The following is a 25403-nucleotide window of genomic DNA, read 5'->3' as shown; positions in this document are numbered from 1 at the left end:
TATGAGCCTAACTCTTAACCGTAATGAACGTCCCACACTGGCCTTTATACTGGCCGCTGCCGTCCATTTATTACTAGTGGTGGGCTTATTGCTGTCGATGAACTGGCAAACCAAGAAACCAGAACCGATAGTGGTTGAATTATGGGGAGGGCCGCCGCCTGCCAGCTCGCAGCAAACACCTGATCCAGAGCCTCCTACGCCCAAAATTCGACAGCCAAAAGTCGAGCCCAAGCCTGAGCCTTTACCCGAAAAGCCCGCCGATATCGCCACGGCCAAGGTAAAGCCAGCGCCGACTCCACGGCCTACCCCAATTCCCACGCCAACACCGACGCCAAAGCCTAAAGCGACGCCGGTGCCGACTGCAGTGCCTACTGTTCAGCCAAAACCTACTGCGGCTCCCGTAGCCAAGCCAACACTAGCCCCCAAAACCCCTTCTAAGCCAAAAATATCGGCATTTGATGCGGCATTATCTGAAGGCAGCTCCTTAGAGCCCAATAAACCTGGAGCAAAGCCGGGTGGCAAAGGCAATAATTCCAATGCCACCAACAACACCGGCCCTGGCTCGGGCAGTGGCAATAGTCCGATTGCCAGTAAGGGGGGGCTAGGCGACTATCGCAGCAAAGTTTCGCAACTGATTCGCTCTAAATTGGTCTACCCCACACCTAAGGGCAACCCATCGGCAGAATTTAGGATTAGCGTACTGCCCAATGGCGAGATTCAAGACGTCACGCTGCTGAAATCTAGCGGCGAAACAATGTATGACGAAGCAGCAAAACGTGCCATTCTAGCCTTGCAACGCATGCCGCCTTTGCCTGATGGGCGGCTCTTTAGCGGCGATATGCGCAATATCACCATCTCGTTCCGTTTGAATGACTAAGCCCTATCCCGCAGGGGAAAGGGGGACGTATAGCACCTTCGCTGCCGTTTTTATTTTCTGGAGAACTCCAATAATGCTTTGGCGTAAATTTTTTAGTCTGCTCACTGCAAGCTTGCTCTTAAACGGCTTAGCTCATGCGGATATGACCATTGATGTGGTTGGCGTAGGCGCATCGCAATACCCAATTGCCATTGCCCCTTTTCAAAATGAAAACCAGCAAAAACAAGCGCTCACGCCGGTTATTAATGATGATTTAACCCGTAGCGGGCTGTTTAAAGTGATCGGCGCAGGCGATCTGTCGCCCGTGCCATTTGCACCGGAGCAGGTCAATTACACGACGGCACTGGCAAAAGGCGCGCAAACCATGGCCATTGGCCGGGTAACGCCTGATGCGGGTGGCTTTAATGTGCAATTCTGGCTCATCGATCTAGCCAGCAAAAAACCCTTAATTACTTGGGAGCGCAAAGCCACTGCAGGCCAGATGCGCCGGGTTGCCCATCAAATTGCCGATTTGATTTATCAGCAAATCACCGGCCAGCCGGGTGCGTTTAATTCACGGATTGCCTATGTGCTCAAACAAGGCTCACGCTTTGAATTACAAGTGTCAGACGCCGATGGCTTTGGCTCACAAGCCATTTTGGTCTCCAAACAACCAGTGATGTCGCCAAAATGGTCGCCAGATGGGGGCAAATTGGCCTATGTTTCTTTTGAAGCCCAAAAACCCGTGGTGTATGTGCACGAATTAGCTTCAGGACGGCGCTGGAAAGCGGCTAGCTTTAAAGGCAGCAACTACGCGCCAGCTTGGGCACCCAATGGCCGCGAACTCGCCGTTGTACTCACCCAAAGTGGCAGCTCGCAAATTTATCTGGTCAATACCGATGGTAGTGATTTACGCCAGCTAAGCCGGGGCGGCGAAATCAATACCGAGCCTGCGTTTTCACCCGATGGACGCTTTATTTATTTCACCTCGGATCGTGGTGGCAGCCCGCAAATTTATCGCATGAATAGCAATGGCAGTAACACAGAACGGGTAACGTTTCAGGGTAGCTACAATAGCTCGGCTAAGCTCAGCCCGGATGGCAAGAATATGACCTTTATTACCCGTGATGGTGGCTACCGTGCCGCAATTATGGATTTAAGCAGCCGTCAGGTGTTAACGCTCACCGATACAGGCTCTGACGATTCGCCCAGCTTTGCACCAAATGGGCAAATGGTGTTGTACGAAACCAAAGCGGGCGGGCGGGGTGTGCTAGCGGCAGTTTCAAGCGATGGCAGAGTAAAACAGCGCCTTAGAGCGCAGGCTGGAGACGTAAGACAACCCGCATGGGGGCCGGTACTTCGGTAAAGATACCATGTGCGGAACCTTTGCTAAGCTAAATGTCATACTGCTCGAACGCTTAGCTTTATTTCTTTAAGATCTCAGGAAGAAACACAATGAAAAAAGTAGCGCTTAGTTTAATCATGACTGCCCTGCTAGCCGCATGCGCTAGCACCCCGGTGCCAACAACAAAACCTGCTGACAACTCTGGCTCAACAAATACCAGTACGACTCAGCCCAGTACTAATCCTACAACCGTTGACCTGACTCAAGGCACGGCAAAATCCTTTACCGAGCTGACAGATCCAAACAATACTCTGTCCAACCGTCGTGTATATTTTGATTTTGATTCCTTTATTGTGCGTCCGGATTTTCATGAGCTGGTACAAGCTCATGCTAAATACTTAAATACGCACAAAGACGCCAAAATCATCCTGCAAGGCCATACCGATGAGCGCGGCACAGCAGAGTACAACTTAGCTCTGGGCCAAAAACGTGCAGATTCAGTACGTAAAATGATGAATGTGCTTGGTGTACCCGATAGCCAGATCGAAACAGTGAGCTTTGGTGAAGAGCGTCCGCTTGAAGCCGGTGATAGCGATGCCATTCGCGAACGTAATCGTCGTGCCGAAATTGTTTACAATGGTGAAACTGCGCAGTAATCAACTTGCCGCTAAAGCAAAAAAGACCTAGTCTCTACCACGGACGAGCAATAGCTCGTCCGCGCGTTTTCAACTTCACATCAGATCAATCTATGAAACGAATTGCTACTCTGCTCTTGCTCGCATTTTCTGTGCAGGCTCACGCTGGTCTTTTTGATGACAAAGAAGCGCGCCAGCAATTAAATGATCTGCGTAATGTTCAAACCCAGGCGCAAAAAAAGACCGATGATCGCCTCATGCAATTAGAGGCAAGTAATAGCCGCGCTATCGAACTAGTTGGCCAGCTAGAAAAACTACGCCAGGAAATTGCCACTTTACGTGGGCAAAATGAAGTGCTGCAATTTAATCTAGACGAAGCCGCCAAGCGTCAAAAAGATCTTTACACCGATCTAGATGCTCGCATGCGTGCGATGGAGCTGGCTAAAGTAGAAAGCAAAGCCGCCGCCGTCGTGTCTGAACAGCAGCAATTAGACGATATCGTGCAGCTCACCCGCTCAAGCAAACACAAAGAAGCGGTAGTCGGCCTGCAAAAATTTATTAACGAAAACAGCGGCAGCGCACAGCTGCCCACCGCCTATTACTGGATGGGAGTCAGCCAAACAGCGCTTAAAAGCTATAAGGGTGCACAAGCCTCTTATCAGCAAGTGCTGGCCAGCAATGACGAAACTCGTGCACCCGATGCACTCTTTGGCCTAGCCATTATTGCCAACGCACAGGGCGATAAAAAATCATCGCGTCGCTTTCTATTGCAGCTGATTGAAAAGTATCCACAAGCAGAAAAAGCGGCGGCAGCCAAGAAAGCACTGCTTGCAACTGATTAAGTGTAATTAAAACAACTCTAAAAACACTAAAACTGCGTAAAATTGCTTCGCTGAAACATTGCAACGCCCACATTTTTACCCGGCGTCACCGATTAGGTTGACGCCGTTTTTATTTCCACCGGACTGTTTTCCGGTTTGCCATGCAGCATCAAATGCTGCCGCTGGCTTAGGAGCTTCTCTTGAAAGACGCATTACGCATTACCGAAATTTTCTGCTCATTGCAGGGCGAAACCACCCGTATGGGTCTGCCTACGGTGTTTGTCCGCCTGACCGGCTGTCCGCTGCGCTGTGGCTATTGCGACAGCGCCTATGCTTTTACCGGCGGCGAAACGCAATCTTTTCAAACCATCCTCGATAAAATCGCCTCATTTAACACCCACCATATTTGCGTAACTGGCGGCGAGCCTCTGGCGCAAAAAGGCGTGCATGAACTGATGCGCTTGCTCTGCGATGCAGGCTACTCACTTAGCCTAGAAACCAGCGGTGCTTTATCGATTGCCGAAGTGGACCCACGTGTTTCACGCATTCTGGATATCAAAACGCCAGGCTCGGGTGAATTAGCCAAGATGCACTGGGAAAACCTCGCATACTTGAGCAAAACGGACGAAATCAAGTTTGTTTTGTGTGATCGTGGCGATTACGAATGGGCGCGCGATTTAATCCGTGAACGTCGTCTAGAAACACTTGCTCCGGTGCTCATGTCGCCCGTCTGGGAAACACTCCCGCCCGCTAGTCTCGCCGCTTGGGTACTGGAAGATCATTTGCCAGTACGCATGCAAGTGCAATTACACAAAATCCTCTGGGGTGAACGTCCCGGCGTTTAATAGGCAAGCTCATGTATTGGAAACGTTGGCTGGTACGCATTAAGCACTTACCAGAACGCAGCCGCGCCACACTGGCTCTCTGGTTTGGAGCGGCCTTAGTAGGCCTTGTTGCTGTTGTTTTGGCCAAGGTGGCTGACGGCGCACTGGCGATTTTCCAAAGCATGAGTACACGCTGGGCATGGTGGCCCTTTTTTGCACTACCCTGCGGTGGCATGGCGATACGCTGGCTGATGCAAAGAATGGGTAAAGGCTCAGAAGGCAGCGGCATTCCGCAGGCAATGGCCGCATTGCAAGTAACCGATCAGCCCGCCCTCATCAAACAACTGCTCAGTTTACGTATCGCTTGCGCCAAGTTTATCGGCGTGGTCGCGGGGCTTGGATGTGGCTTTGTGTTAGGGCGTGAAGGCCCGACCGTGCAAATTGGCGCGAGCTTAATGTATGCCTGCCGGCGCTTTATTCCATTATCTGATGCCGTATTTCGCCGCCAACTGATTCTGGCTGGGGGAGCCGCTGGGATTGCCGCCGCGTTTAATACGCCACTGGCAGGGATTGTGTTTGCATTTGAAGAGCTGGCGCGATCTGTAGAAGAAAAAACCTCGGGCAAGCTATTAGGCGCAGTGATTTTAGCTGGTGTAGTTTCTTTGGCAATTCAAGGTGATTACACCTATTTTGGCCGCATTCATGTGCCCGGTTTTAACTACAGTATTTTGTGGCCGATGTTTATTGTGGCGGTGAGTGCGGGCTTAGTCGGTGGATTTTTCTCCTGGCTTTGCGTGCATCAGGATCGCTGGTTGCCTGTAAAAGTAAAGATGTGGCGCGCAGCCCAGCCCTATTTATTTATCGCCGCATGTGGCTTTTTAATTGCCTGCATGGGGCTGGCCGCTCCTATTTTTGGCAGTGGGGCAGAAATCACCAGTGAGGTGGTTACAGGCCAAGGAACAATGGCTTGGTACTTTTTGCCGCTGAAGTTTTTAGGGCTGCTGGCGACCTTTTTGACCGGCTTACCTGGCGGAATTTTTGCCCCGTCGCTCTCTATGGGCGCAGGAGTCAGCAGCTGGTTTTTGCCATGGTTTGATAGCAGTATTCATATCAAACTGATAGCAATTGGAATGGCGGCAATGCTGGCCGCAGTGACGCGAGCACCGCTGACCTCGGCTATTATTTTGATAGAAATGACAGATGGACACACGATGGTGATTTCAATTTTGGCAGCCGCAATGATTTCATCCACCATAGCCCGCCTCTTTGGCACCAATCTTTATCATGATCTGGCGGAAAAAGCCCTGCAACGCTTGGCTTACCCCCAACTTTTAAAGTGATCCTATGCGCTACTTTTTAGCAGTATTTGCACTCATGGCCGCGTTTGCTCAGGCAGAATCCACAGGGCCTGACGGGATGACCACTGCTCAGCTCAGCGAGTTTTTAACATCGCTGCAAACAGCCATCGCCAAAGACAATGCCGCCAGCGTGGCTAAGCTGGCCCGCTTTCCCCTGCGAGTAAATCTGCCAAATAAAAAAACACTGAAAGCGCCGCAGTTTATTGCCCAGTACCCAAAAATTATCACACCCAAAGTAAAAGCGGCCGTGCTGGCACAAACAGCTGAATCGCTATTTCGCAATAGCAATGGCGCGATGATAGGCAATGGTGAAATCTGGTTTTCCGGCGTTTGCCTGAATAAGGCATGCACAGAGCAAACCACCAAAATCATTGCCATTAATCCATAAACAACACTATTTAAACTGAAAATATCATGACCAAAAAACCTGCTGTGATCTTACTATCTGGTGGCCTAGATTCCGCTACCTGCCTTGCCATTGCCAAAGCAGAAGGCTTCGCGCCCTATTGCCTGTCTTTTGATTACGGCCAAAAACACAACGCCGAGCTAAAAGCCGCCGCCCGCGTGGCAGAAGCGCTAGGCGCAGTTGAACACCGCATTCTGAAAATTGATTTAGCAGGCTTTGGCGGATCGGCACTCACCGACGCCAATATTGATGTGCCCGTCGACGGCGGCAAACCCGGCGAGATCCCTGTGACCTATGTGCCCGCACGCAACACCGTGTTGCTCTCTTATGCGCTGGCTTGGTCTGAAGTACTGAAAGCCGATGATATTTTTATTGGCGTGAATGCCGTGGATTATTCAGGCTACCCAGACTGCCGCCCGGAATATATTGCGTCTTTTCAAGCCATGGCAAGGCTGGCGACTAAGGTGGGCGTTGAAGGCTCGAAGCTCACCATCCACACCCCGCTGCTAAAACTCACCAAGGCAGAAATCGCCCAAAAAGGCACCGAGCTGGGCGTTGATTATGCCCTTACCGTGACCTGCTACAAAGCCGACTTTGAGGGCCGCGCCTGCGGCCAATGCGAAGCCTGCCGCTTGCGCAGCGCTGGCTTTGCCAATGCAGGGTTGACTGATCCAACTCGCTATCAAAAATAATATCGGGCGTACTGAGAGGCTTTTCGAGTAACGTTTACGTCGCTCATCAAAAGCAAACTGAGACGAAAATGACCTACAAAAAAATCGGCTTACGTGTTTGCACGGAGCCGATTTACTTTTATATCAACTAACAACGAAAAATTGTAATAACCACGCTCTCCGCATAGGGCTTAAAAAACCCCTTGAAGCACGCCGAAGCGAGGAATAAGCGGCTCGGGGTTTCGGAAAAGGGGTAGCGAGGCAGCGAGCGAGCAGCCTTTTTCGCCGAGCCGATTATCCGCAGTGAGGGGCCTTCGTGCTGGCTGGGGCGGCCTTCTTTGGCTTCGTTTCTTGGCCGCGCAAGAAAGGAAGGTCCAGCGGGACGCCCGCACCTAAATCAACGTGCCGAAGGCACTAAAAAAGCACTGTTTTTGATCTGCTTCACCCCTTACAACAACACATCACTTCCCAGCCAACCACCTAGCTGCATCCAATGCAAAGTAAGTCAAAATCCCATCTGCACCAGCACGTTTAAAGCCCATTAAGCTTTCCAGCACCACGGCTTCTTCATTCAGCCAGCCATTTTGTGCGGCGGCTTTGAGCATGGCGTATTCGCCAGACACCTGATAAACAAAAGTCGGCGCGGCGAATTCGTCTTTTACTCGGCGCACTACATCCAAGTAAGGCATGCCCGGCTTCACCATCACCATATCAGCGCCTTCTGCCAGATCAAGCGCTACTTCGTGCAAGGCTTCGTTTAGATTGGCAGGGTCCATTTGATAGGTTTTTTTATCAGCCTTGCCCAGATTAGCAGCCGAACCAACGGCATCGCGGAAGGGGCCGTAAAATGCCGATGCGTATTTTGCCGAGTAAGCCATGATGCGGGTATTGATAAAATCATCCGCATCCAAAGCCTTACGAATCGCACCAATACGGCCATCCATCATGTCTGACGGCGCAATAATATCGACGCCCGCCTCAGCATGGCAAAGCGCTTGCTTGACCAGTGCGGCAACGGTTTCTTCATTTAATACATAGCCATTGCCATCAATAATGCCGTCCTGACCATGAATGGTATAAGGATCAAGCGCACCATCGGTAATCAGGCCCAGCTCCGGGAAACGCGCTTTTAACTCACGCACTACGCGTGGCACTAAGCCATTCGGGTTCCAGGCCTCAGCCGCATCCAGTGTTTTTAAATCTTGCTCAATTACAGGGAATATTGCTAAGGCAGGCACGCCCAGCTTGACTGCTTGCTCGGCGGTATAAAACAGCTGGTCCAGACTCTGGCGATTTACCCCGGGCATAGAGACAATCGCCTCACTGCGATTTTCACCATCTAAAACAAACACCGGCAAAATCAGATTATCCGCAGTTAAATGATTTTCACGCATCATCCTGCGCGAGAAATCATCGTGGCGCATACGGCGTAAACGGGTAGTAGGGAACGAGCGATTGCTATGCATAAGGCGCTACCAATAGATGAGTACGCTTATTTTAACGAAGATTGGGAGGGGATGATTGCGCAATGCTGACAAAACTTGAAAAAAAATGGGGTGAACAAATGTTCACCCCATATCGAGATCAATAACGCGCCAAAGCCAAGCCGCTGCTTTCGATTTCTGGTTGTTTCTTGGTAATCAAATCAGCCAGCACACGGCCAGAGCCGCAGGCCATTGTCCAGCCTAAAGTGCCATGGCCAGTATTCAGCCACAGATTTGGATAAGACGTGCCGCCCACCAGCGGTGTGCCATCCGGCGTCATGGGGCGCAAACCCGTCCAAGGCGTGCCCTGGCTGGTATCCCCAGCATCAGGGAACAAATCATTGGTGACCATTGCCAGCGTGGCAACGCGATTCATATCCAGATGCCGATCGTAACCTGCTACTTCGGCCATGCCACCCACGCGCAGGCGTGAATCAAAACGAGTCAGCGCAATTTTATAACTCTCATCCAGCACGGTAGAGCGTGGCGCAGCATCGGCATTTTTTAAAGGAATAGTCAGCGAATAACCCTTCACCGGATAAACTGGCAAATCTAGACCCAGCGGCAAAGCCAAGGCACGCGATGTGCAGCCAGCGGCCAGCACCACATGATCAGCATCGAGAATTTCACCGCCCTTAAGCTGCACTTGGCGAACTTGCTGATTTGCAGCAATCAAGCGCTCAACCGTCACGCCGTAGCGAAACACCACACCTGCGGCTTCGCATCGTGCAGCCAGCTTATCGGTAAACATTTTGCAATCGCCAGTCTCATCATTAGGCAATTGCAAAGCGCCAACCAATTTACCCGGCACCCGTGCCAGAGCAGGCTCTACATCAAGCAGGCCTTGCACATCCAGCAAATGATTAGGCACACCAATGGTTCTTAAGATCTCTGAATCGCGTTGTGCGCCTTCTAACTGCTTGGCCGTACGGAATACTTGCAAAGTGCCTAAGCTGCGTTGCTCGTATTGCAGATCAAGCTCTTCACGCAAATCGCGCAGGCAATCGCGGCTGTATTCTGCCAAGGGCACCATACGGCCCTTATTGCGCTCATAAGCGGCATGAGTGCAATTAGCCAGCATTCTTGCCATCCATGACAGCTGGAAAAAGCTGCCATCGGGGCGAATTTTGAGCGGGGAATGTGGCTGAGTCAGCCATTTAACCGCTTTCCACGGGATGCCTGGTGCCGCCCAAGGTGCAGCGTAGCCTGGGGACACTTGGCCCGCATTGGCAAAGCTCGTTTCGGTTGCAGGCCCGTCCAGTTGTTCTAGTACGGTGACATCGCATCCCGCTGCACGCAGGTAATGCGCAGTGGCTACGCCGACAACGCCAGCTCCGATTACAATCACTTGCATATTATTTATGTCCTTAACCCAGATGGGTATGTACTGTTTGCAGCATATCGCTGGGGGGTAGTTTCAGCGATAGGTGATTCCCCTTGCACAAGTATATTTGGGTATTTATTCCTTAATCAAATAAATAAAGAAATGATCAACCTAACTTTTTGGTCTATACGCAATTTAATTGTTATATACATCAAATATTGAGCATAAATTTTTTGTTTGCTTGCCGATTTGCGAAGCTTTTATATGAGTTAGAGTGAATAAATCTTGCTGGTGCATAAGCATCAAGCTACCCCCTAATTAATTACGAAATATAAAATATGAAATAATTCAAGCCATTATTCTTACCACGGCCTAACTAATTACTTCCAATGGTGGCGTAGCCCCCCCCGGCTCGGCAGGGGGTATGGCGGTTGTGGATCGGATCTGCACATACAGCGTCATCGATGGCTTCTAACTTGATAGTAGAGACAAAATACGTTTACTTAACAGCACACTGGTACGACGATTAAATCGTTCAACCATGCCGTTCATTTGCAGGTTACTTGGAGAAATCAGAGACCACTTCTTTTCTTTTTAAGAACGTAAAAACAGCAAACTAACAGAATAATAAATGGGATGCCAAACACCAATGTCATCCGGAATGTTTCTGTAAATGCGGTGGTCAATAAAATTGCGGTCATCAAAAACAAGCCAAGCAATGTACTTGCTGGGAAAAACTTCATTTTAAATGAAAGGGACAAGCCACCATTACGGTCATGATATCGTCGAAAGAAATAATGAGTTAAAAAAATCATTAGCCAAGTAAATATGGCACCAAACATCGATAAAGCAATCATGGTAGTAAATGCTTGCTCTGGAAATAAAACATATATTGCCGTGGCAAGTGCGATACCAACCGTAGATAGCAACAAAGCATTCATAGGAATACCATTGCTATTTAGCTTACCTAAGGCTTTAGGCGCATCCCCTCCACGGGCTAAGCTAAACATCATTCGGGTCGTAATATAAAGCTGACTATTCATTGCAGATAAAGCCGCTACAACCACTACAAAATTTAATATGCCTGCAGCGTATGGAATATTCAAAACTTCCATCACAGTTACAAAGGGGCTATGCCCTTCTCCAATTCTAGTCCAAGGCACAATAGCTAAAATGATAGCGAGTGATAAAATATAAAACACCAGCAAACGCACAATAGTTGCACGAAATGCTTGTTTGACCGCTGCCTCTGGATCTTTCGCTTCGCCTGCAGCAACGGCAATCATTTCTACACTTAAATAACTAAAAATAGAAATCACCACCGCCACCCACATCCCCCATACGCCATTGGGCATAAAGCCACCATTTGCCGTGTAGTTGTGTCCTCCATAATTGGGATTCCCCTCCCCCCAAATAACATAAGCCCCCATAATAATAAACCCGACAATTGCAAAAATCTTAACCGTTGAAAACCAATACTCCAGAGTTCCAAAAGCCTTCACACTCATTGCATTAATACCGATAAGCAAGCCAGAAAATAGAACAATCCAAAACCATGATGGCACGCCTTTAAACCAAAACTGCATATATTCCGCAACGGCAGTGATTTCTGTCCCCACAGCCAACACAATTGCAGCCCAATAGGCATAGCGCACTAAAAATCCCGCCAACGGGCTAATATAATGCTCTGCATATGCGCCAAAAGAGCCTGAAGTAGAATGAGCAACGGTCATCTCCGCCAGACACCCCATTAAAAGTAATGTAATGAATCCACCAATTGCATAACTTAATATGACACTAGGCCCAGCAAAGCCAATTGCAAATTTACTTCCCAAAAACAAACCAGTGCCAATCGCTCCACCAATTGCAATCATGCTCATTTGCCCTGCAGTTAGCTTTCTCTGCAAGCCTTGTTCACGGGCTTTAATTTTATCAAAACTCATCAGGCATCTCCGGTGGTATGCACAAAATTTGCGCTATTGCTTAAGCTCTATTGATCACGGCTATTGCAACTCAAATTACATTTTTAAAAAAGGGAGCAAAGATTCTTTGCTCTTGCCCCCCCTTTTTTAAGTCACAACAACACGCTGGTGATGCGTCTTTGTATTCCAAATTTTTCGATCCAAAATATCCTTAAGTGTATCTACTGCATCCCAAATATCGGTGTAACCAAGATAAAGTGGAGTTAGCCCAAAACGCAGCACTTCTGGTTCGCGATAATCACCGATGACACCTTTTGCAATGAGTGCTTGCATAATGGCAAACCCATATGGATGACGATAACTAACATGACTGCCCCGTGAGGCATGTTCTCGCGGCGTGACCAATGTCAGTGGATGATCAGCACAGCGCTCTTCTACTAAACGAATAAATAAATCACTAAGTGCCAATGATTTTTCACGCACAGCCAACATATCAGCTTGCAATGCAATATCCAGCCCACATTCGATCAATGACATCGATACAATCGCTTGTGTGCCGCAAAGAAAGCGGCGAATGCCTGATGCAGGCTGATACTCAGTCGCCATTGCAAAGGGATTTTGATGTCCCCACCAACCAGAAAGAGGCTGCCAGAATTGATCCTGATGCCGAGGGGATACCCAAATAAATGCAGGTGACCCAGGGCCGCCATTCAAATACTTATATGTACATCCCACCGCAAAATCAGCATGAGAGCCATTCAAATCAACGGGTACAGCCCCAGCAGAATGAGCCAAATCCCAGACAGTGATCACGCCTTGCTGATGTGCCAATGCTGTAGTAGCCGCCATATCATGCATATAGCCCGTGCGATAATTAACATGCGATAGCAACAAAACAGCAACATCCTCACCCACAGCCTGCTCGAGCGAAGTTTGCTCATCAATCAGCCTTAACTCATAGCCTTGCTGCAAGAAATCAATCATTCCCTGAATCATGTACAAATCAGTGGGGAAGTTATCACGTTCTGAGACGATAACTCGGCGCTGAGGGAGGGCCTTTTGCTGAATTCTTATTGCTGCTGCTAATGCTTTAAATAAGTTTAAAGAAGTAGTATCTGTAATCACCACCTCCCCCTTAGCGGCCCCCAACAAGGGTGCAAGTCGGTCACCAAGCCTCCCTGGCAAATCAAACCAATTGGCATCGTTCCAGCTACGAATCAAGCCTTGCCCCCACTCCTGACCAATCACATCATGGCTACGTGCCTGAGCACTTTTAGGAAGCACTCCCAAAGAATTACCATCCAAATAAATCACACCCGGAGGGAGAAAAAATAAATCTTTAAATGAAGCTAGTGGATCTTGCTGATCGGCCAGTAAACATGCAGCACGCGTTTGCATATAACTTCTCCTTATTAAAAAAAATTCAAAATCAAAGCCCACGCAATATGGCTCTGACAGGACTGGCATCTAAATGAAGAAGCTTCAAAGGCAGGGCAATCAATTCATAGTCCCCTTCCGGCACGTGATCGAGCAGTAGGTTTTCCAATACAGCCATACCGTGATGTGCTAGCGCATGATGCGCATCCAACGTTTTACTTGCCACAGGATCAAGTGAGGCACTATCTACGCCGAGCAGACAAACACCTTGTTCTGCCAGCCAATTTATCAACTCAACTGAAATCCCAGGAAAATCTGACCGCCATGTTTCAATTGGATTAACGTGCCATGTGCGAATCAAAAGCCGAGCAGGCAAAGGGGTATTCATTGTCTGTAAGCGATTTTGCACCTGAGCTAAGCTGACATGCGTCCCTGCATCTAAACAATGCACCACACGGCACACCCCTAAATAAGGAGTAAGGGAAAGTTGATCAACAGCGCAGCCATCCGATTGATAATGCAAAGGTGCATCAGCGTGTGTGCCACTGTGAGTAGAAAGCGTCATTCTGGACACATTGACAGGACAGTCATTTTCTAACTGCCATGTAAACTCCGTAGAAAATGGTGTATCTCCCGGCCAAATAGGCATCCCAGAAAAAACAGGCATACTGATATCTAAAAGCATAAAAGAGCTCCAATTTTTTATGGCATTCGCATACGCTGAGCTTGTGACCTAAAAATTTTCTTCCAAATACGAAGTAAAGTTTAGCACTGCCCCCCCTTGGAAAAATTGCAAGTTTGGCTTGCCCAAACCTCATTTTTCGCAGACTATTCAGTTATTTAAGTGCTTTTAGAAGGAAAGTTGTGTATGCACACTGATGCCATCGATTGGCGCATTCTTGCTGCACTACAGCAAAATGGTCGCTTAAGTAACCAGGACTTAGCAGATCAAGTAGCGCTATCCCCTTCCGCATGTTTAAGGCGAGTAAGAGCCTTGGAAGAGCAAGGTTTGATCAAGGGGTATCATGCGGTACTAGACGCTCAGCAACTGGGCCATGAGTTGGAGGCAATTGTCCATATTTCCTTGGACAGCTCCCGAGAGGGATGGCACGACGAATTTTTACAGCAAATCACTATTTTTTCAGAAATAGCAGCCGCCTATATTGTGACAGGCAATTGCAACTATATTTTGCACGTACGCTGCCAAAACCTTGCTGCGTTTTCTACATTTATGGTGGAGCGACTAAACAAGCTGCCGGGAATGCGTGATGTTTGCTCTTATATCGTCATGAAGAAGATTAAAGACCAACTTTCCTTACTCCCAATAAGCAAGGGACAACTGTCAAGTTCCGCCTAATTAGATCTAAATGAAGAAGCAACATCCGCCGCAGCTCAGCCACGATCCACTCCTGAGTCTGAGAGAGCGTAGCGTCTAGGCTCGCCCCGTTGTTGCCACTTACGCACTGTGTGCCAAATCGTGTTGTAGCTCTTGACCAAGGGAGATTCCTTAATTTTGCTTCTTGTTTTTGAGGTTGTGTGTGCATTGCTATCGATATGATGACGCATGCCTTGCCCCGCTCCAGGGTTTTAATTAGTGTCTGCGAATATCATAAGCTTCGAATAGAGCCCAGCTCCAAGTAGAGATGTATCCACACGGAACCAAACAAGTAAGCATCTAACATTCAAAATACTTGCCCAAGGCAAAAACATACCGTACGATTGGTTTGTTTTCACGCTATAGAGTGCTGTAATGCCCATCACCAAGCAACAGCTGATCGATCAAGCTACCGCCTTATTCAGAATGAAAGGTTATGCTGCAAGCAGCATCAGTGAAATTGTGCAGGCCTGCGGCATTACCAAGGGCAGTCTTTATCACCATTTTGCGAGCAAAGAAGCATTGGGGCTGGCTACGCTAGAGCAGTTAGAAGCTTATTTTGACGAGCATATTTTCTCAAAAATACGCCAAGATCAGTCCGCAGCAGGGCTTGCTGCATTTAATCTGGCAATTGAAGAATTCTTTTGGCTGCACCCCAATGGCTGCCTGCTTGCTAGCTTAAGCTTAGAAACGAGTACCGCGTACGAGCCATTCCAAACTGCCATTCTGCATTTTTTTAGCAAGTGGCAAAGCTGCTATTACCATGCTTTTATTGCTTTTTACCCCGCCGATCAAGCCAAAACACTCAGTATTGACGCCCTCGCCATCGTGCAAGGCTGCATTTTAATGTACCGGGTGAATGGCAATATCGAGCCCTTACAGCGCCAGCAGCAAGCTCTGCTCAAGCTCTGCGCTTAATTGAAGCTGACAGGGCTAAACTCGCCTTGCATAAAAAGACATACCAATCGTTCAGTATAAAAAAGGAAAATTATGATAGATAAGCACGCTTTAAAGCATGCCTTGCTCGCCGGAATGGGGGGATTTATTGCCATCTTACTGCTGGCAAGTGCCAGCGAATTTGGAGCGGCAGCACTGATTATGGCGCCGTTTGGTGCAAGCTGTGTTTTGCTTTTTGCACTGCCTGAAGCAGCACTATCGCAGCCTAGAAATGTGATCGGCGGGCATTTACTGACGGCAAGTGTGGGGCTGGCTTTCTATTTACTCACCCCCAATACCGCGCTATTTGCTGCACTAGCTGTAGGTGTTGCCATTAGCCTTATGGTGCTGACTAAAACCACTCACCCGCCAGCTGGCGCAAACCCATTATTATTTTTTCTAACTGCCAAGCCGCTGAGCATCTGGTTTTTACTCACTCCTGTGGCAAGTGGTGCCATTTTGCTGGTGCTACTTGCCACCCTCTACCACCGTGCCACAGGTAAATTTAGCTATCCGGTAAAGCGTTAAGCTGCAATCACCATATCGATATGCAGAATATTGTCTTCTAAGTATTCCTGCCCCACGGGTACAAAGCCAAAGTTAGCGTAAAAACCCTGTAAATGAGATTGCGCACCGATACGATGGCCTTGATCCGGGTAGAGCTGCCTTGAATAGCGTAAGCCTTCTGCCACCAGTTTTGAGCCTGTCCCGCCACGCCGTGCATCGGGATGAGTAATGACTCGGCCAATTGATGGCTCCGCATATTTAAGGCTCGGCGGCACGAGGCGCAAGCTGGCAAGCACCTGGCCATTTTGATCAAAACCCAGTAAATGCTGCGAAACAGCGTCGTATTTATCCATATCCGGATAGACGCAATTTTGCTCAACAATAAACACATCTTGCCGCAGCTTTAAATAGGCATACAAAGTAAGCGCATCAAAATCTGCTAATCCAAACCAGCGCCATTGCAATTCCATGATGAACCCCTAAGAAAAAAGGCTGCCGAAGCAGCCTGTTAGTACACATTCAGCGAAGGTTTCCCTCTAAAAAAGCAAAAAGATCTGTAGACACAGAGCTACGAAGAGCACACGGAGAACACAGAGAAAAACACGAGTATTCCAAGATTTTCTCTGTGTGCTCTGTGTTCTCACTGATCTCTGTGTCTACAGATTTGAAGCTTTTTTGAGAAGGGATAAAGTATTAGCAGCCTAGCTTTTCACGCCATCTGGCAATTTGTACCAGCACTTGGAATGGCGCAGTGCCGCCTACATGATTTCGGGCGTTTAAAGAGCCTTCCAGCGTCAGTACTTCAAAAATATCTTCGCCAATCAAGGGTGAAAAGCTTTGCAACTCAACCAATTGCAAATCACCCAAGTCTTTATGCTTTTGCTCGGCATAGCGCACTGCCAAAGCCACCGCTTCGTGCGCATCGCGGAAAGGAATACCACGCTTCACCAGATAATCGGCCAGATCGGTTGCAGTAGAGAAGCCCTGCTTCACCGCACGCACCATTGCTTCAGGCTTCACGGTAATGCCGCGCATCATATCGGCATAAATACGCAGGGTATCGGTCAGCGTGTCCACAGTATCAAATAGTGGCTCTTTATCTTCCTGATTGTCTTTATTGTAAGCCAGCGGCTGGCCTTTCATTAAAGTGAGCAAGGAAATCAGGCTACCATTTACACGGCCCGTTTTGCCACGCACCAGCTCAGGCACATCCGGGTTTTTCTTTTGCGGCATGATTGAGCTGCCGGTACAAAAGCGATCGGCAATATCAATAAAGCCGTAGCGCGGGCTCATCCACAGGATCAGCTCTTCAGATAAACGTGATAAATGCGTCATGACCAGCGCAGCGGCTGCGGTAAATTCAATCGCAAAATCACGATCAGAGACTGCATCGAGCGAGTTCTGACAGACTTCGTCAAAGCCCAGCAATTTTGCAGTGTATTCCCTGTCAATCGGATAAGTTGTACCCGCCAATGCAGCCGAGCCAAGCGGTAAGCGATTAACACGCTTACGTGCATCCACAAAGCGTTCTGCATCGCGGCCCAACATTTCTACATAAGCCATCATATGGTGGCCAAAAGTTACAGGCTGGGCTACTTGCAAATGAGTAAAACCTGGCATCACTGTAGATGCATTTTTTTCTGCCAGATCGATCAAGGAAACTTGCAGCTCATGCACAAGGCCAACCAGCAAATCAATTGCACCGCGCAAATACAAGCGGATATCGGTAGCTACTTGATCATTACGGCTGCGCCCAGTGTGCAGGCGCTTGCCTGCGTCGCCAATCATTTGTGTCAGGCGACGCTCAATATTCATATGCACGTCTTCTAAATCCAGGCTCCATTCAAATGTGCCTTCGCGGATTTCGTTCAGGATATCAGCCATGCCGCCTTGAATGGATTTCAAGTCTTCAATCGACAACACGCCTACTTTATTCAGCATGGTGGCGTGAGCTAAAGAGCCTTGGATATCCACTTCGGCCATGCGTTTGTCAAAATCTACTGAGGCGGTATAACGCTTAACGAGTTCGGTAACCGGCTCGTTAAAACGGCCAGACCACATCTTTTTACTCTGATCTTGCATGCTTTGTTTCCTGATCGAATCTAGATTTAGGGCAAATTATATCTGCCATGCCAGATAATACGTAAAATTTCCGCGTAATAAATCATAAGCAGGCATTCAACTGATGGCGATAGCATGTTGCTATTTTGCCCAAGAAAAGAACCTATACTGAGCTTAAAGTAGATTATTGCTTATACAGCCATGAGAATACGCTGTAAAAATACAAAATGCCTTATAAAAACCAAAAACGATGCCTGCTCCAAAAGTGTAAAGAGCCGTATAATCCGCAGCATAAATAGAAGTGACGGCATAATAATGCAAACAACATAAGTAGTTTCATTTAATCATCACAAAAATATAAAAATATCCTGAGCCAATATCCACAATAAAACGGTATTGCAAGCACGTCACTACTTATTAATCGTTTCTTATTTAGCTTAGAAACGTATCTTCTGAACTCAGAATCTTTAAGGAGTTGGACAGACTCTATGTCTATAAGTGCCCAATATAAATAGGCGCTTTGAGCTAGAAAACAGATCTGTCACAACTTAAACCGCCATTGAATACTGAAGCGCAACAGAGAGTAAGCAAGCAATGTCCAGAGACATGAAAAGAACACCTCGCAGCAATACCGGTAACGCCTCAAAAAGCGGAGGCGGAGGGTCCTTGCTCACAGGCTTATTGATTGGCTTATTCGGAGGAGTGGCTGTGGCTGTGGCTGTCGCCGTTTTCTTAAACCGTAGCGGCAATCCTTTTGCAGGAAAAGTCAGCAGCACGCCGGCCGACGCAATCTCTTCTGCCCCTGTTGGTTTGCCCCCACAAACTCCGGAAGTCTTATCCCCAGGTGGTAAAAATGATGTGATCATTGTCACCCCTACGCCCACCGCCTCAGCCGTTAAAAACGAAAATGGCGAGCGTTTTGATTTTTATAAGATGCTGCCGGAACTTGCAGACAAAAAACCTGCCGAAGCGGCTAAACCTGCCGAGCCTAAAAAACCAGAAGCCAGCCCCCCAGTTAAAGTAGAAGTGCCTAAAGGGGCTTATTTACAAATTGGCTCATTCCAAAATGAGCAAGATGCAGATAATCTTAAAGCGAAACTGGCCTTACTCGGCATAGAAGCCCGAATCCAAACCAGCGATATTCCTGGTAAAGGAATCTGGCACCGTGTTCGCCTTGGGCCATTTAATTCCAGCAGTGAGCTGGATAATGCCCGTTCACAACTTAAAGCGAATGGCGTAGATAGCGCCGTTGTTAAATAACAAAGTCCCTGCAAAACAGCCCCTAACAATAGGATCTATGTATGTTGAATACTTGGCTCAAAAGATTACTGATTAGCACCACACTTCTCGCTGCCAGCCTTGCTCACGCTGACATCCGTGAAGGCGTTGAATATAAAAAGATGACTAAGCCGCAAGCTGTTGCAGTTGCAGGCAAAAGCGAAGTCATAGAGTTCTTTTGGTATGGTTGCCCACACTGCTTTACCGTGGCCCCTTATGTAGAAGACTGGGCTGCTAAATTACCGGCCGATGTTAATTTCCGCCGCGTACACGTTGCATGGCCAGGCCGTAGCGATATGGAAGGCCACGCTAAAATCTTTATCGCCCTGCAAGCAATGGGTCTGGAAGGTAAGCAACAGCTTGCAGTCATGAGCGCCATCCAGAAAGATCGCGTTGAATTACGTAAAGAAGACATCTTGTTCGCCTGGATCAAAAAACAAGGCATCGATGTAGATAAATTCAAAGCGCAATACAACTCATTTAGCAGCAGCGCCAATATGAATAAGCTGGCGCAAATGACGCGTGATTACCAGGTAGATGGCGTGCCGATGTTTGTCATCAATGGTAAATACGTTACAAGCCCTGCCATGGTTGGCAAAGAAGATGGCACCATCACCCAAGTGATTGATCAGTTGCTCGCCAAAGACAAGCCAGCAACCGCCAAAAAGAAATAAGCTCACTGATAACTTGCATGCCCCGAGAATTCTTCGGGGCATTTTTTACGCCCTGAATCTAAGCACAAAAGGCATACTCAAAAACTGGATTGTTCATGCGGTGCAATCCCCCAACAGGAGCTTTCAACATGCAATGGATCGATCTGCGTAGTGATACCGTCACCCAGCCCACCCCTGCCATGCGCACTGCCATGATGAATGCAGCGGTAGGTGATGATGTTTATGGTGATGACAGCACAGTTAATGAGCTTGAGCGCCTTGCTGCAAGCACACTGGGCTTTGAAGCCGCCTTGTTTGTGCCAACCGGCACCTTTGGTAATCAGCTCGCGCTTTTTACCCACTGCGAGCGCGGTGATGAAGTGATCTTGGGCGAAGACACGCATATTGTCTGGCACGAAGTAGGTGGAGCAGCGGTGATTTCCGGCGTTAATCTACGCCCTATTCCCACACAAAATGGCGTGCTGGATGCCGAGCAAGTACGCCGCCGTATTCGCCCCGAAGGCGATATTCACCTGCCGCGCACTCGCCTTATCTGTATGGAAAACGCCCATTCTAGTGGCCGAGTAATTCCACTCGCCGCCATGCAAGAAGTCTGGGAAACAGCAAAATCTGCGGGGCTAAAAGTCCACCTTGATGGTGCACGCGTGTTTAACGCCGCCACCCACTTAGGCGTCGATGTAAAACAAATCACCCAATACGCCGATAGCGTGATGTGTTGCTTATCCAAAGGGCTGGCTGCCCCGATTGGCTCTATCCTTGCAGGCGACGCCATATTTATTGCCACCGCACGCAAAAAACGTAAACTCTTGGGCGGAGGCTGGCGGCAAGCCGGTGTACTTGCGGCCCCAGCGATCTTGGCGCTCACGGAAATGACAGAGCGCTTGGGCGACGATCACAACAACGCACAATATCTGGCTGAACAACTCGCCAGCCTGCCTGATGTACACGTTTGCACCGACCAGCTACAGATCAATATGGTGTTTTTTGAAATCAGCAAATCCATCGATGAAACCAAGCTGCTCACTTATCTAAGCGAATGTGGCATTAAATCAAATGGCACCGAAGACGGCCAATGGCGCTTTGTTTGCCACTGGCAGATCGACAAGGAAGAGATTGATAAAGTGATTGCTGCGATGAAAGTAGCGCTGGCCGCAGCTTAAGGCTCCACCTCAACGTGTGGGCACAGATCATGCCCACCCTAAGACTTACCTTAACTTATCCACAACCGCCAGCAGCGGCAACAAAACGCTTGCGCCAAACTGGCGGCTACGCTCGCCGTTCCAGCCGACTTCAGGCAATGGACGCTTGGCGGTGTCTTTAAATGGCATTTCGATGGTGTAAGCCAAGCAATCAAAAGCATCGCCTACCCAGTTGGTGCCAATGGTCAGTGTTTCCGGGCCAAATTTGCCTTTTTCATAGCCGAATTCGGTTTGGAAATCCGGGCTAGTCGCCAACCAAGCTGCTTTAAAAGCCTCTTGCAGGCTGGCTTGGTGAGCCGAGAATGAAGCATTATCATCACAGCCTGCCACAAAATTATGCGGAATTGCTTCATCGCCGTGCACATCAAGGAAGGCATCGATACCGGCTTCCAGCATCATCTGGCGCACAAGGAACACCTCTGGGCTGCGCTCCATGGTTGGCGTTGCCCATTCACGGTTCAAATTGGCCCCCGCCGCATTGGTACGCAAATTACCGCGCACACTGCCATCCGGATTCATATTTGGCACAATGTAGAACACCGCTTTTTCGAGTAACACACGCGCCACGGCGTTTTCCGGGTCGAGTAATGTTTCTAGCAAGCCTTCAACAAACCACTCAGCCATGGTTTCGCCCGGATGCTGACGCGCCGTAATCCAGATCTTTTTCTTGCCCGGCATTTCCACGCCAACGCGCAGCAAATCCATATCTCGGCCATCTAAGGTGCTGCCCAGATGCACCAACTCGCACAGGGGCGAAGCCTCTACGGCTTCGCCAACCAAGCGCATATGACGTTCCCACGAGTACGGCTCAAAATAAGCGTAGAAAACCGATTCGCGTTCCGGGCGGTGGTGGATACGCAGAGTTTGACCATCGTAGTCACTGGCCACGCGGAACCAGTTTTCCGTGTCGTAGCTGGCCACGGCATTGTAATCAGGCCAGCCGTCCGGATAAGCACTGCTGGCCGCATTATCAAAATGGATCACACAATCCTGATCTTTAGCGCCGAGTAAGCGAAAGTGGAACCACTGGCTAAATGGCGATGCGTTATCGCTGCGGATCTTCAAATGGATATTCTGAGCATCAGCAAGGCTGACTACTTCAATAGCACCAGAATCAAACTGGCTAGAGATTTTTAGCATGAGCTAACCTTATTAATTAAGAGACATAAAAGTTCTGTAGACACAAAGACCAGTGAGAACACAGAGCACAAAGAGAAAACCTTTTCCTAGCCAGTAGACAAAGAATTTAAAAGATTAAAAGTATGTTTTCTCTGTGTTCTTTGTGTGCTCGGCATCCTCTGTGTCTACAGGTTTAAGGTTTTTCAGCTTCAAACGGATAGACTAGGCCTAGCTCGGCTCTGGCCGCGTCCATCATGGCAATCATCGCTCTGGAATGAGCGTAAGGCATCAGCGGGCTTTCACTTTGACCTGTGGCCAATAAATGGCAAAAATGCGCGGCTTCGTATTGCAGGCCAGAGCCCACAGGCGGCATTTCCAGCCTGACTTTGCGGCCATCTTTATAAAAAATGGTAGCAGCAGTTGGGTTCCACCATTTTTCATCCAAAACGATATGCCCATCCGGGCCAGCCAGCATAGCCTCGCCAGAGCCAGCCAGATCAAGGCCACAGTAAAGCTGGCTGATGCCGCCACTGTGCTGGCTATTGATGCTGGCAAAAGTATCCACACCACCATTCAGCCGCCCCAAAGCCTGCGTCTGTTGCACATCCCCTAGCCAATCCACTGCTAAAAACGCGCCATAAATACCGATATCCAGCAGGCCACCACCCGCCATTTCAGGCTTTAGTACGGCATGATCTGCTGCTACATTAGGGTTGGCAAAGCCGCAACGCACAAAAGCAATTGGGCCGATCGGGTCATTCAATAAGTGTTCGCGCAGCGCCTGATAGAGTGGATAAAACCCCGGCTTCATCGCCTCCATAAATAACTGGCCAGTTTGCGTCGCCACATCCAGCACACGCTCCAGCTCGGCAAGGCTAGTCGCCGCTGGCTTTTCACACAGCACCGCCTTACCCGCCTTCATAGCTGCAATACTGTACTCAGCATGACTGGTATGGGGCGTGGCGATATATATCGCGTCGATATCGCTGGCGAGCAAATCATCCACGCTTTGATGCACCACCCCGCCATGCTGATCCACAAAAGCCGCAGCCTTAACCTGATTGCGATTCCAGACGGCAGCAAGCTGCGCCTGCTCCGAAATCAAAGCCAAGCCCTGAGCAAAGCGATTGGCGATATGGCCAGTGCCGATAATCCCGAAACGAATAGTCATTGAGTGCCTTTGTAATCAGGATACAAACCTTAAACCTGTAGACACAGAGAACACAGAGAGAAACAAAAAGAGATAATCACACAACGACCATTAACCATTTTTATTCGATTTTCTCTGTGAGCTCTGTGTTCTTAATTTCCTCTGTGTCTACAGAACTTTTAGATTTAAACTTTATTAAACCGCACCAAGGCCAAGCTACCTAATAGATTAGGCAGGAATTCTACTTTTTCGCCCTGATTCAATACCAGTTGATGATCAATTTTTAAGCCTAATTTATTCAATAATTTAGCAAAATCATGCACGGTGCAAAAATGGATATTGGGTGTGTTATACCACTCAAAAGGAATCGTTTCTGATACTGGCATTCTGCCCATGAGGATTTGCCAGCGATTTTCCCAAAAGCCAAAATTAGGAAAGGTCACAATGCCAGTTTTACCCACCCTGACCATTTCCTGCAAAATGCCTTCAATATTGTGCATGGCCTGAATCGTGAGGGAAAGCACCACATAATCAAAGGAATGGTCTTCAAAAGTCGATAAGCCACTTTCCATATCGCTTTGAATGACATTCACGCCATTGGCCACGCAGCCCACCACGCCATTGACATCAATTTCAACGCCATAGCCGCTAACATCTTTTTGGGCCGCCAGCCAAGCCAGCAATTCGCCATCACCACAACCTAAATCTAACACTCTGGATTGTGGGGCAATCCAATCGGCAATATATTGCAAATCGGGGCGTAAAGTTTTTAACTCGCTCATTGAGTAATCTCCTTAGCAATCCGCAATAAATAGTTGCGCATAATGGCGTGATAAGGAGCGTCTTCCATCAAAAATGCATCATGGCCGTGTTCTGATTCAATTTCTGCATAAGAAACTTGGCGCTTGGCAGCGAGTAAAGCCTTAACAATTTCTTTAGAGCGGGCAGGAGAAAAACGCCAGTCGGTAGTAAATGAAACCACTAGGAATTGTGCCTTAGCTTCACTTAAAGCTGCGACTAAATCATTATTGTAATGACGGGCCGGATCAAAATAATCTAGTGCTTTGGTCATCAATAAATAAGTATTGGCATCAAAGATTTCGGCAAATTTATCGCCTTGATAACGCAAATACGATTCTATTTCGAATTCCACTTCAAAGCCGTATTTATATTCACCCGAGCGCAATAGCCGGCCAAATTTCTCGCCCATGCCATCGTCGCTTAAATAGGTGATATGCCCCAACATGCGGGCCAATCGCAGGCCACGGCGTGGCAGGGTATTGTGCTGATAATAATCGCCGCCATGAAAATCCGGATCGGTCAGAATCGCTTGGCGGGCCACATCATTAAAAGCAATATTTTGCGCAGTTAATTTAGGTGCAGAGGCAATCACCAAGCAATGGCGAATTCGCTCTGGATGGGTAATGGACCAGCGCAGCGCTTGCATGCCACCCAAGCTGCCACCAATTACTGCAGCAAATTGGGCAATACCCAAACGATCAGCTAATCGCCTTTGCGTTTCTACCCAATCCCGTACCAATACCAATGGGAAAGTCGAACCATAGGGCTGGCCCGTGGCCGGATTAATTGAAGAAGGCCCGGTTGAGCCATGGCAACCGCCCAGATTATTTAGCCCGATAACAAAAAATTGATCGGTATCAATCGGCTTACCCGGCCCTATCATCGTATCCCACCAACCCGGATTTTTATCATCGACGGTATAGCGGCCAGCTACGTGATGATTACCCGACAAAGCATGGCAAACCAAAATGGCATTCGACGCATCGGCATTCAGCGTGCCATAGGTTTCATAAACCAACTCGTAATACGGCAGGATAGCGCCGGAAGATAAAGTAATTGGCTCGTCAAAAACCGCTTTTTGAGCGGTGACTAAACCAACGCTGCGAGGTAGCTGCATTGTTTTTCCCAAGTCTAAAAAGCTCAAACTACACCCCAAACCATAAACCTTCGACACGGAGAAAAACAAAAACGCGAGTGGAAAAAAATATAAATCCCCCTAAAGGTTTTCTCCGTGAAACTCCGCGTTCTCTGTGTTCTCCGTGGTTTAAGATTTGGGTTTT

At 48.5% G+C, this 25403-nt stretch carries 25 protein-coding genes; 14 read left to right on the top strand and 11 right to left on the bottom strand.

Features of this window, described 5'->3' with window-relative positions:
* Window position 1 precedes the first annotated feature (1 nt).
* The 8 genes from ACFQNF_RS03525 (at window position 2) to queC (ending at window position 6937) form a co-directional block, all read left to right on the top strand.
* Complete coding sequence (locus tag ACFQNF_RS03525; protein ID WP_380186144.1) at window positions 2-877, top strand: energy transducer TonB; 876 nt, start codon at window positions 2-4, stop codon at window positions 875-877.
* Between the two features lie 73 nt (window positions 878-950).
* Window positions 951-2222 carry a Tol-Pal system beta propeller repeat protein TolB gene (tolB, locus tag ACFQNF_RS03520; RefSeq protein ID WP_380186143.1) on the top strand — a complete coding sequence of 424 codons (1272 nt, stop codon included), beginning with the start codon at window positions 951-953 and terminating at the stop codon, window positions 2220-2222.
* Between the two features lie 89 nt (window positions 2223-2311).
* Window positions 2312-2857, top strand: coding sequence for a peptidoglycan-associated lipoprotein Pal (gene pal, locus ACFQNF_RS03515; RefSeq protein ID WP_380186142.1), 546 nt, complete (start codon window positions 2312-2314; stop codon window positions 2855-2857).
* A 92-nt stretch (window positions 2858-2949) separates the two neighbouring features.
* On the top strand, window positions 2950-3678 hold the full coding sequence (locus ACFQNF_RS03510) for a YbgF trimerization domain-containing protein (protein WP_380186140.1): 729 nt from the start codon (window positions 2950-2952) through the stop codon (window positions 3676-3678).
* 179 nt (window positions 3679-3857) lie between these two features.
* The gene (gene queE / locus ACFQNF_RS03505) at window positions 3858-4502 is read left to right on the top strand and encodes a 7-carboxy-7-deazaguanine synthase QueE (RefSeq protein ID WP_380186139.1); all 645 of its coding nucleotides are present in this window, start codon (window positions 3858-3860) and stop codon (window positions 4500-4502) included.
* Window positions 4503-4513: 11 nt separating this feature from the next.
* Window positions 4514-5821 carry a chloride channel protein gene (locus tag ACFQNF_RS03500; protein ID WP_380186137.1) on the top strand — a complete coding sequence of 436 codons (1308 nt, stop codon included), beginning with the start codon at window positions 4514-4516 and terminating at the stop codon, window positions 5819-5821.
* Between the two features lie 4 nt (window positions 5822-5825).
* Complete coding sequence (locus tag ACFQNF_RS03495) at window positions 5826-6227, top strand: hypothetical protein (RefSeq protein ID WP_380186136.1); 402 nt, start codon at window positions 5826-5828, stop codon at window positions 6225-6227.
* Between the two features lie 26 nt (window positions 6228-6253).
* Complete coding sequence (gene queC, locus ACFQNF_RS03490) at window positions 6254-6937, top strand: 7-cyano-7-deazaguanine synthase QueC (protein WP_380186135.1); 684 nt, start codon at window positions 6254-6256, stop codon at window positions 6935-6937.
* Window positions 6938-7377: 440 nt separating this feature from the next.
* Here the strand turns inward: queC and hemB are convergent, their stop codons facing one another.
* The 5 genes from hemB to kynB all read right to left on the bottom strand — a co-directional run bounded on the left by hemB (window position 7378) and on the right by kynB (window position 13708).
* A complete protein-coding gene (gene hemB, locus ACFQNF_RS03485; RefSeq protein ID WP_380186134.1) occupies window positions 7378-8382 on the bottom strand; it encodes a porphobilinogen synthase in 1005 nt (334 codons plus the stop codon).
* Between the two features lie 118 nt (window positions 8383-8500).
* A complete protein-coding gene (locus ACFQNF_RS03480; RefSeq protein ID WP_380186132.1) occupies window positions 8501-9754 on the bottom strand; it encodes a D-amino acid dehydrogenase in 1254 nt (417 codons plus the stop codon).
* Between the two features lie 542 nt (window positions 9755-10296).
* Entirely contained in the window at window positions 10297-11667 is a 1371-nt protein-coding gene (locus ACFQNF_RS03475; protein WP_380186130.1) for an amino acid permease, read from the bottom strand.
* 126 nt (window positions 11668-11793) lie between these two features.
* Window positions 11794-13044: a kynureninase gene (gene kynU / locus ACFQNF_RS03470; protein WP_380186129.1), complete on the bottom strand. Its 1251-nt coding sequence runs from the start codon at window positions 13042-13044 to the stop codon at window positions 11794-11796.
* 31 nt (window positions 13045-13075) lie between these two features.
* Window positions 13076-13708 (bottom strand): arylformamidase, encoded by a 633-nt coding sequence (kynB, locus tag ACFQNF_RS03465; RefSeq protein WP_380186128.1) that lies wholly within the window; start codon window positions 13706-13708, stop codon window positions 13076-13078.
* A gap of 183 nt (window positions 13709-13891) precedes the next feature.
* Between kynB and ACFQNF_RS03460 the strand changes: the two genes are divergently transcribed.
* The 3 genes from ACFQNF_RS03460 to ACFQNF_RS03450 all read left to right on the top strand — a co-directional run bounded on the left by ACFQNF_RS03460 (window position 13892) and on the right by ACFQNF_RS03450 (window position 15862).
* Window positions 13892-14380: an Lrp/AsnC family transcriptional regulator gene (locus ACFQNF_RS03460; protein WP_380186126.1), complete on the top strand. Its 489-nt coding sequence runs from the start codon at window positions 13892-13894 to the stop codon at window positions 14378-14380.
* A 393-nt stretch (window positions 14381-14773) separates the two neighbouring features.
* The gene (locus tag ACFQNF_RS03455; RefSeq protein WP_380186123.1) at window positions 14774-15316 is read left to right on the top strand and encodes a TetR/AcrR family transcriptional regulator; all 543 of its coding nucleotides are present in this window, start codon (window positions 14774-14776) and stop codon (window positions 15314-15316) included.
* A 72-nt stretch (window positions 15317-15388) separates the two neighbouring features.
* Window positions 15389-15862: an HPP family protein gene (locus ACFQNF_RS03450; protein ID WP_380186122.1), complete on the top strand. Its 474-nt coding sequence runs from the start codon at window positions 15389-15391 to the stop codon at window positions 15860-15862.
* Here ACFQNF_RS03450 and ACFQNF_RS03445 read toward each other — a convergent pair.
* Complete coding sequence (locus ACFQNF_RS03445; RefSeq protein ID WP_380186120.1) at window positions 15859-16311, bottom strand: GNAT family N-acetyltransferase; 453 nt, start codon at window positions 16309-16311, stop codon at window positions 15859-15861. The two genes, ACFQNF_RS03450 and ACFQNF_RS03445, sit on opposite strands and share 4 nt — an antisense overlap.
* Before the next feature lie 223 nt (window positions 16312-16534).
* On the bottom strand, window positions 16535-17923 hold the full coding sequence (gene argH, locus ACFQNF_RS03440; protein WP_380186118.1) for an argininosuccinate lyase: 1389 nt from the start codon (window positions 17921-17923) through the stop codon (window positions 16535-16537).
* Between the two features lie 585 nt (window positions 17924-18508).
* On the opposite strand from argH, the gene ACFQNF_RS03435 reads away from it, so the two are divergent.
* From ACFQNF_RS03435 to ltaE, 3 genes are all read left to right on the top strand, one after another.
* Window positions 18509-19162: an SPOR domain-containing protein gene (locus ACFQNF_RS03435; RefSeq protein ID WP_380186116.1), complete on the top strand. Its 654-nt coding sequence runs from the start codon at window positions 18509-18511 to the stop codon at window positions 19160-19162.
* Between the two features lie 41 nt (window positions 19163-19203).
* Window positions 19204-19854: a thiol:disulfide interchange protein DsbA/DsbL gene (locus tag ACFQNF_RS03430; RefSeq protein WP_380186115.1), complete on the top strand. Its 651-nt coding sequence runs from the start codon at window positions 19204-19206 to the stop codon at window positions 19852-19854.
* Between the two features lie 128 nt (window positions 19855-19982).
* Entirely contained in the window at window positions 19983-21014 is a 1032-nt protein-coding gene (gene ltaE, locus ACFQNF_RS03425; protein WP_380186113.1) for a low-specificity L-threonine aldolase, read from the top strand.
* Window positions 21015-21059: 45 nt separating this feature from the next.
* Here the strand turns inward: ltaE and ACFQNF_RS03420 are convergent, their stop codons facing one another.
* From ACFQNF_RS03420 to metX, 4 genes are all read right to left on the bottom strand, one after another.
* Window positions 21060-22193, bottom strand: coding sequence for a M14 family metallopeptidase (locus ACFQNF_RS03420; protein ID WP_380186112.1), 1134 nt, complete (start codon window positions 22191-22193; stop codon window positions 21060-21062).
* Between the two features lie 172 nt (window positions 22194-22365).
* A complete protein-coding gene (locus ACFQNF_RS03415; RefSeq protein WP_380186111.1) occupies window positions 22366-23343 on the bottom strand; it encodes a Gfo/Idh/MocA family protein in 978 nt (325 codons plus the stop codon).
* Between the two features lie 164 nt (window positions 23344-23507).
* Window positions 23508-24104 (bottom strand): methionine biosynthesis protein MetW, encoded by a 597-nt coding sequence (metW, locus tag ACFQNF_RS03410; protein ID WP_380186109.1) that lies wholly within the window; start codon window positions 24102-24104, stop codon window positions 23508-23510.
* Window positions 24101-25240 carry a homoserine O-succinyltransferase MetX gene (gene metX, locus ACFQNF_RS03405; protein WP_380186107.1) on the bottom strand — a complete coding sequence of 380 codons (1140 nt, stop codon included), beginning with the start codon at window positions 25238-25240 and terminating at the stop codon, window positions 24101-24103. The genes metW and metX overlap by 4 nt, the downstream gene beginning before the upstream one ends.
* Between the last annotated feature and the right edge of the window lie 163 nt (window positions 25241-25403).

It is taken from the genome of Iodobacter arcticus (assembly GCF_042664895.1).
Taxonomy (GTDB): Bacteria; Pseudomonadota; Gammaproteobacteria; order Burkholderiales; family Chitinibacteraceae; genus Iodobacter; species Iodobacter arcticus.
The sequence above is the reverse complement of the archived record's forward strand: the minus strand, read 5'-3'. Positions and strand labels throughout refer to the sequence as shown.

What these genes read in the sequence shown, in the direction of transcription:
- hemB (WP_380186134.1), bottom strand. Translation starts at nt 8,382, where the DNA reads ATGCATAGCAATCGCTCGTTCCCTACTACCCGTTTACGCCGTATGCGC.
- kynB (WP_380186128.1), bottom strand. Translation starts at nt 13,708, where the DNA reads ATGCTTTTAGATATCAGTATGCCTGTTTTTTCTGGGATGCCTATTTGG.
- ACFQNF_RS03420 (WP_380186112.1), bottom strand. Translation starts at nt 22,193, where the DNA reads ATGCTAAAAATCTCTAGCCAGTTTGATTCTGGTGCTATTGAAGTAGTC.
- tolB (WP_380186143.1), top strand. Translation starts at nt 951, where the DNA reads ATGCTTTGGCGTAAATTTTTTAGTCTGCTCACTGCAAGCTTGCTCTTA.
- ltaE (WP_380186113.1), top strand. Translation starts at nt 19,983, where the DNA reads ATGCAATGGATCGATCTGCGTAGTGATACCGTCACCCAGCCCACCCCT.
- metX (WP_380186107.1), bottom strand. Translation starts at nt 25,240, where the DNA reads ATGCAGCTACCTCGCAGCGTTGGTTTAGTCACCGCTCAAAAAGCGGTT.
- ACFQNF_RS03500 (WP_380186137.1), top strand. Translation starts at nt 4,514, where the DNA reads ATGTATTGGAAACGTTGGCTGGTACGCATTAAGCACTTACCAGAACGC.
- kynU (WP_380186129.1), bottom strand. Translation starts at nt 13,044, where the DNA reads ATGCAAACGCGTGCTGCATGTTTACTGGCCGATCAGCAAGATCCACTA.
- ACFQNF_RS03495 (WP_380186136.1), top strand. Translation starts at nt 5,826, where the DNA reads ATGCGCTACTTTTTAGCAGTATTTGCACTCATGGCCGCGTTTGCTCAG.
- ACFQNF_RS03455 (WP_380186123.1), top strand. Translation starts at nt 14,774, where the DNA reads ATGCCCATCACCAAGCAACAGCTGATCGATCAAGCTACCGCCTTATTC.
- ACFQNF_RS03480 (WP_380186132.1), bottom strand. Translation starts at nt 9,754, where the DNA reads ATGCAAGTGATTGTAATCGGAGCTGGCGTTGTCGGCGTAGCCACTGCG.
- metW (WP_380186109.1), bottom strand. Translation starts at nt 24,104, where the DNA reads ATGAGCGAGTTAAAAACTTTACGCCCCGATTTGCAATATATTGCCGAT.
- ACFQNF_RS03450 (WP_380186122.1), top strand. Translation starts at nt 15,389, where the DNA reads ATGATAGATAAGCACGCTTTAAAGCATGCCTTGCTCGCCGGAATGGGG.
- ACFQNF_RS03445 (WP_380186120.1), bottom strand. Translation starts at nt 16,311, where the DNA reads ATGGAATTGCAATGGCGCTGGTTTGGATTAGCAGATTTTGATGCGCTT.
- ACFQNF_RS03525 (WP_380186144.1), top strand. Translation starts at nt 2, where the DNA reads ATGAGCCTAACTCTTAACCGTAATGAACGTCCCACACTGGCCTTTATA.
- ACFQNF_RS03430 (WP_380186115.1), top strand. Translation starts at nt 19,204, where the DNA reads ATGTTGAATACTTGGCTCAAAAGATTACTGATTAGCACCACACTTCTC.
- queC (WP_380186135.1), top strand. Translation starts at nt 6,254, where the DNA reads ATGACCAAAAAACCTGCTGTGATCTTACTATCTGGTGGCCTAGATTCC.
- pal (WP_380186142.1), top strand. Translation starts at nt 2,312, where the DNA reads ATGAAAAAAGTAGCGCTTAGTTTAATCATGACTGCCCTGCTAGCCGCA.
- ACFQNF_RS03415 (WP_380186111.1), bottom strand. Translation starts at nt 23,343, where the DNA reads ATGACTATTCGTTTCGGGATTATCGGCACTGGCCATATCGCCAATCGC.
- ACFQNF_RS03460 (WP_380186126.1), top strand. Translation starts at nt 13,892, where the DNA reads ATGCACACTGATGCCATCGATTGGCGCATTCTTGCTGCACTACAGCAA.
- ACFQNF_RS03435 (WP_380186116.1), top strand. Translation starts at nt 18,509, where the DNA reads ATGAAAAGAACACCTCGCAGCAATACCGGTAACGCCTCAAAAAGCGGA.
- ACFQNF_RS03510 (WP_380186140.1), top strand. Translation starts at nt 2,950, where the DNA reads ATGAAACGAATTGCTACTCTGCTCTTGCTCGCATTTTCTGTGCAGGCT.
- ACFQNF_RS03475 (WP_380186130.1), bottom strand. Translation starts at nt 11,667, where the DNA reads ATGAGTTTTGATAAAATTAAAGCCCGTGAACAAGGCTTGCAGAGAAAG.
- argH (WP_380186118.1), bottom strand. Translation starts at nt 17,923, where the DNA reads ATGCAAGATCAGAGTAAAAAGATGTGGTCTGGCCGTTTTAACGAGCCG.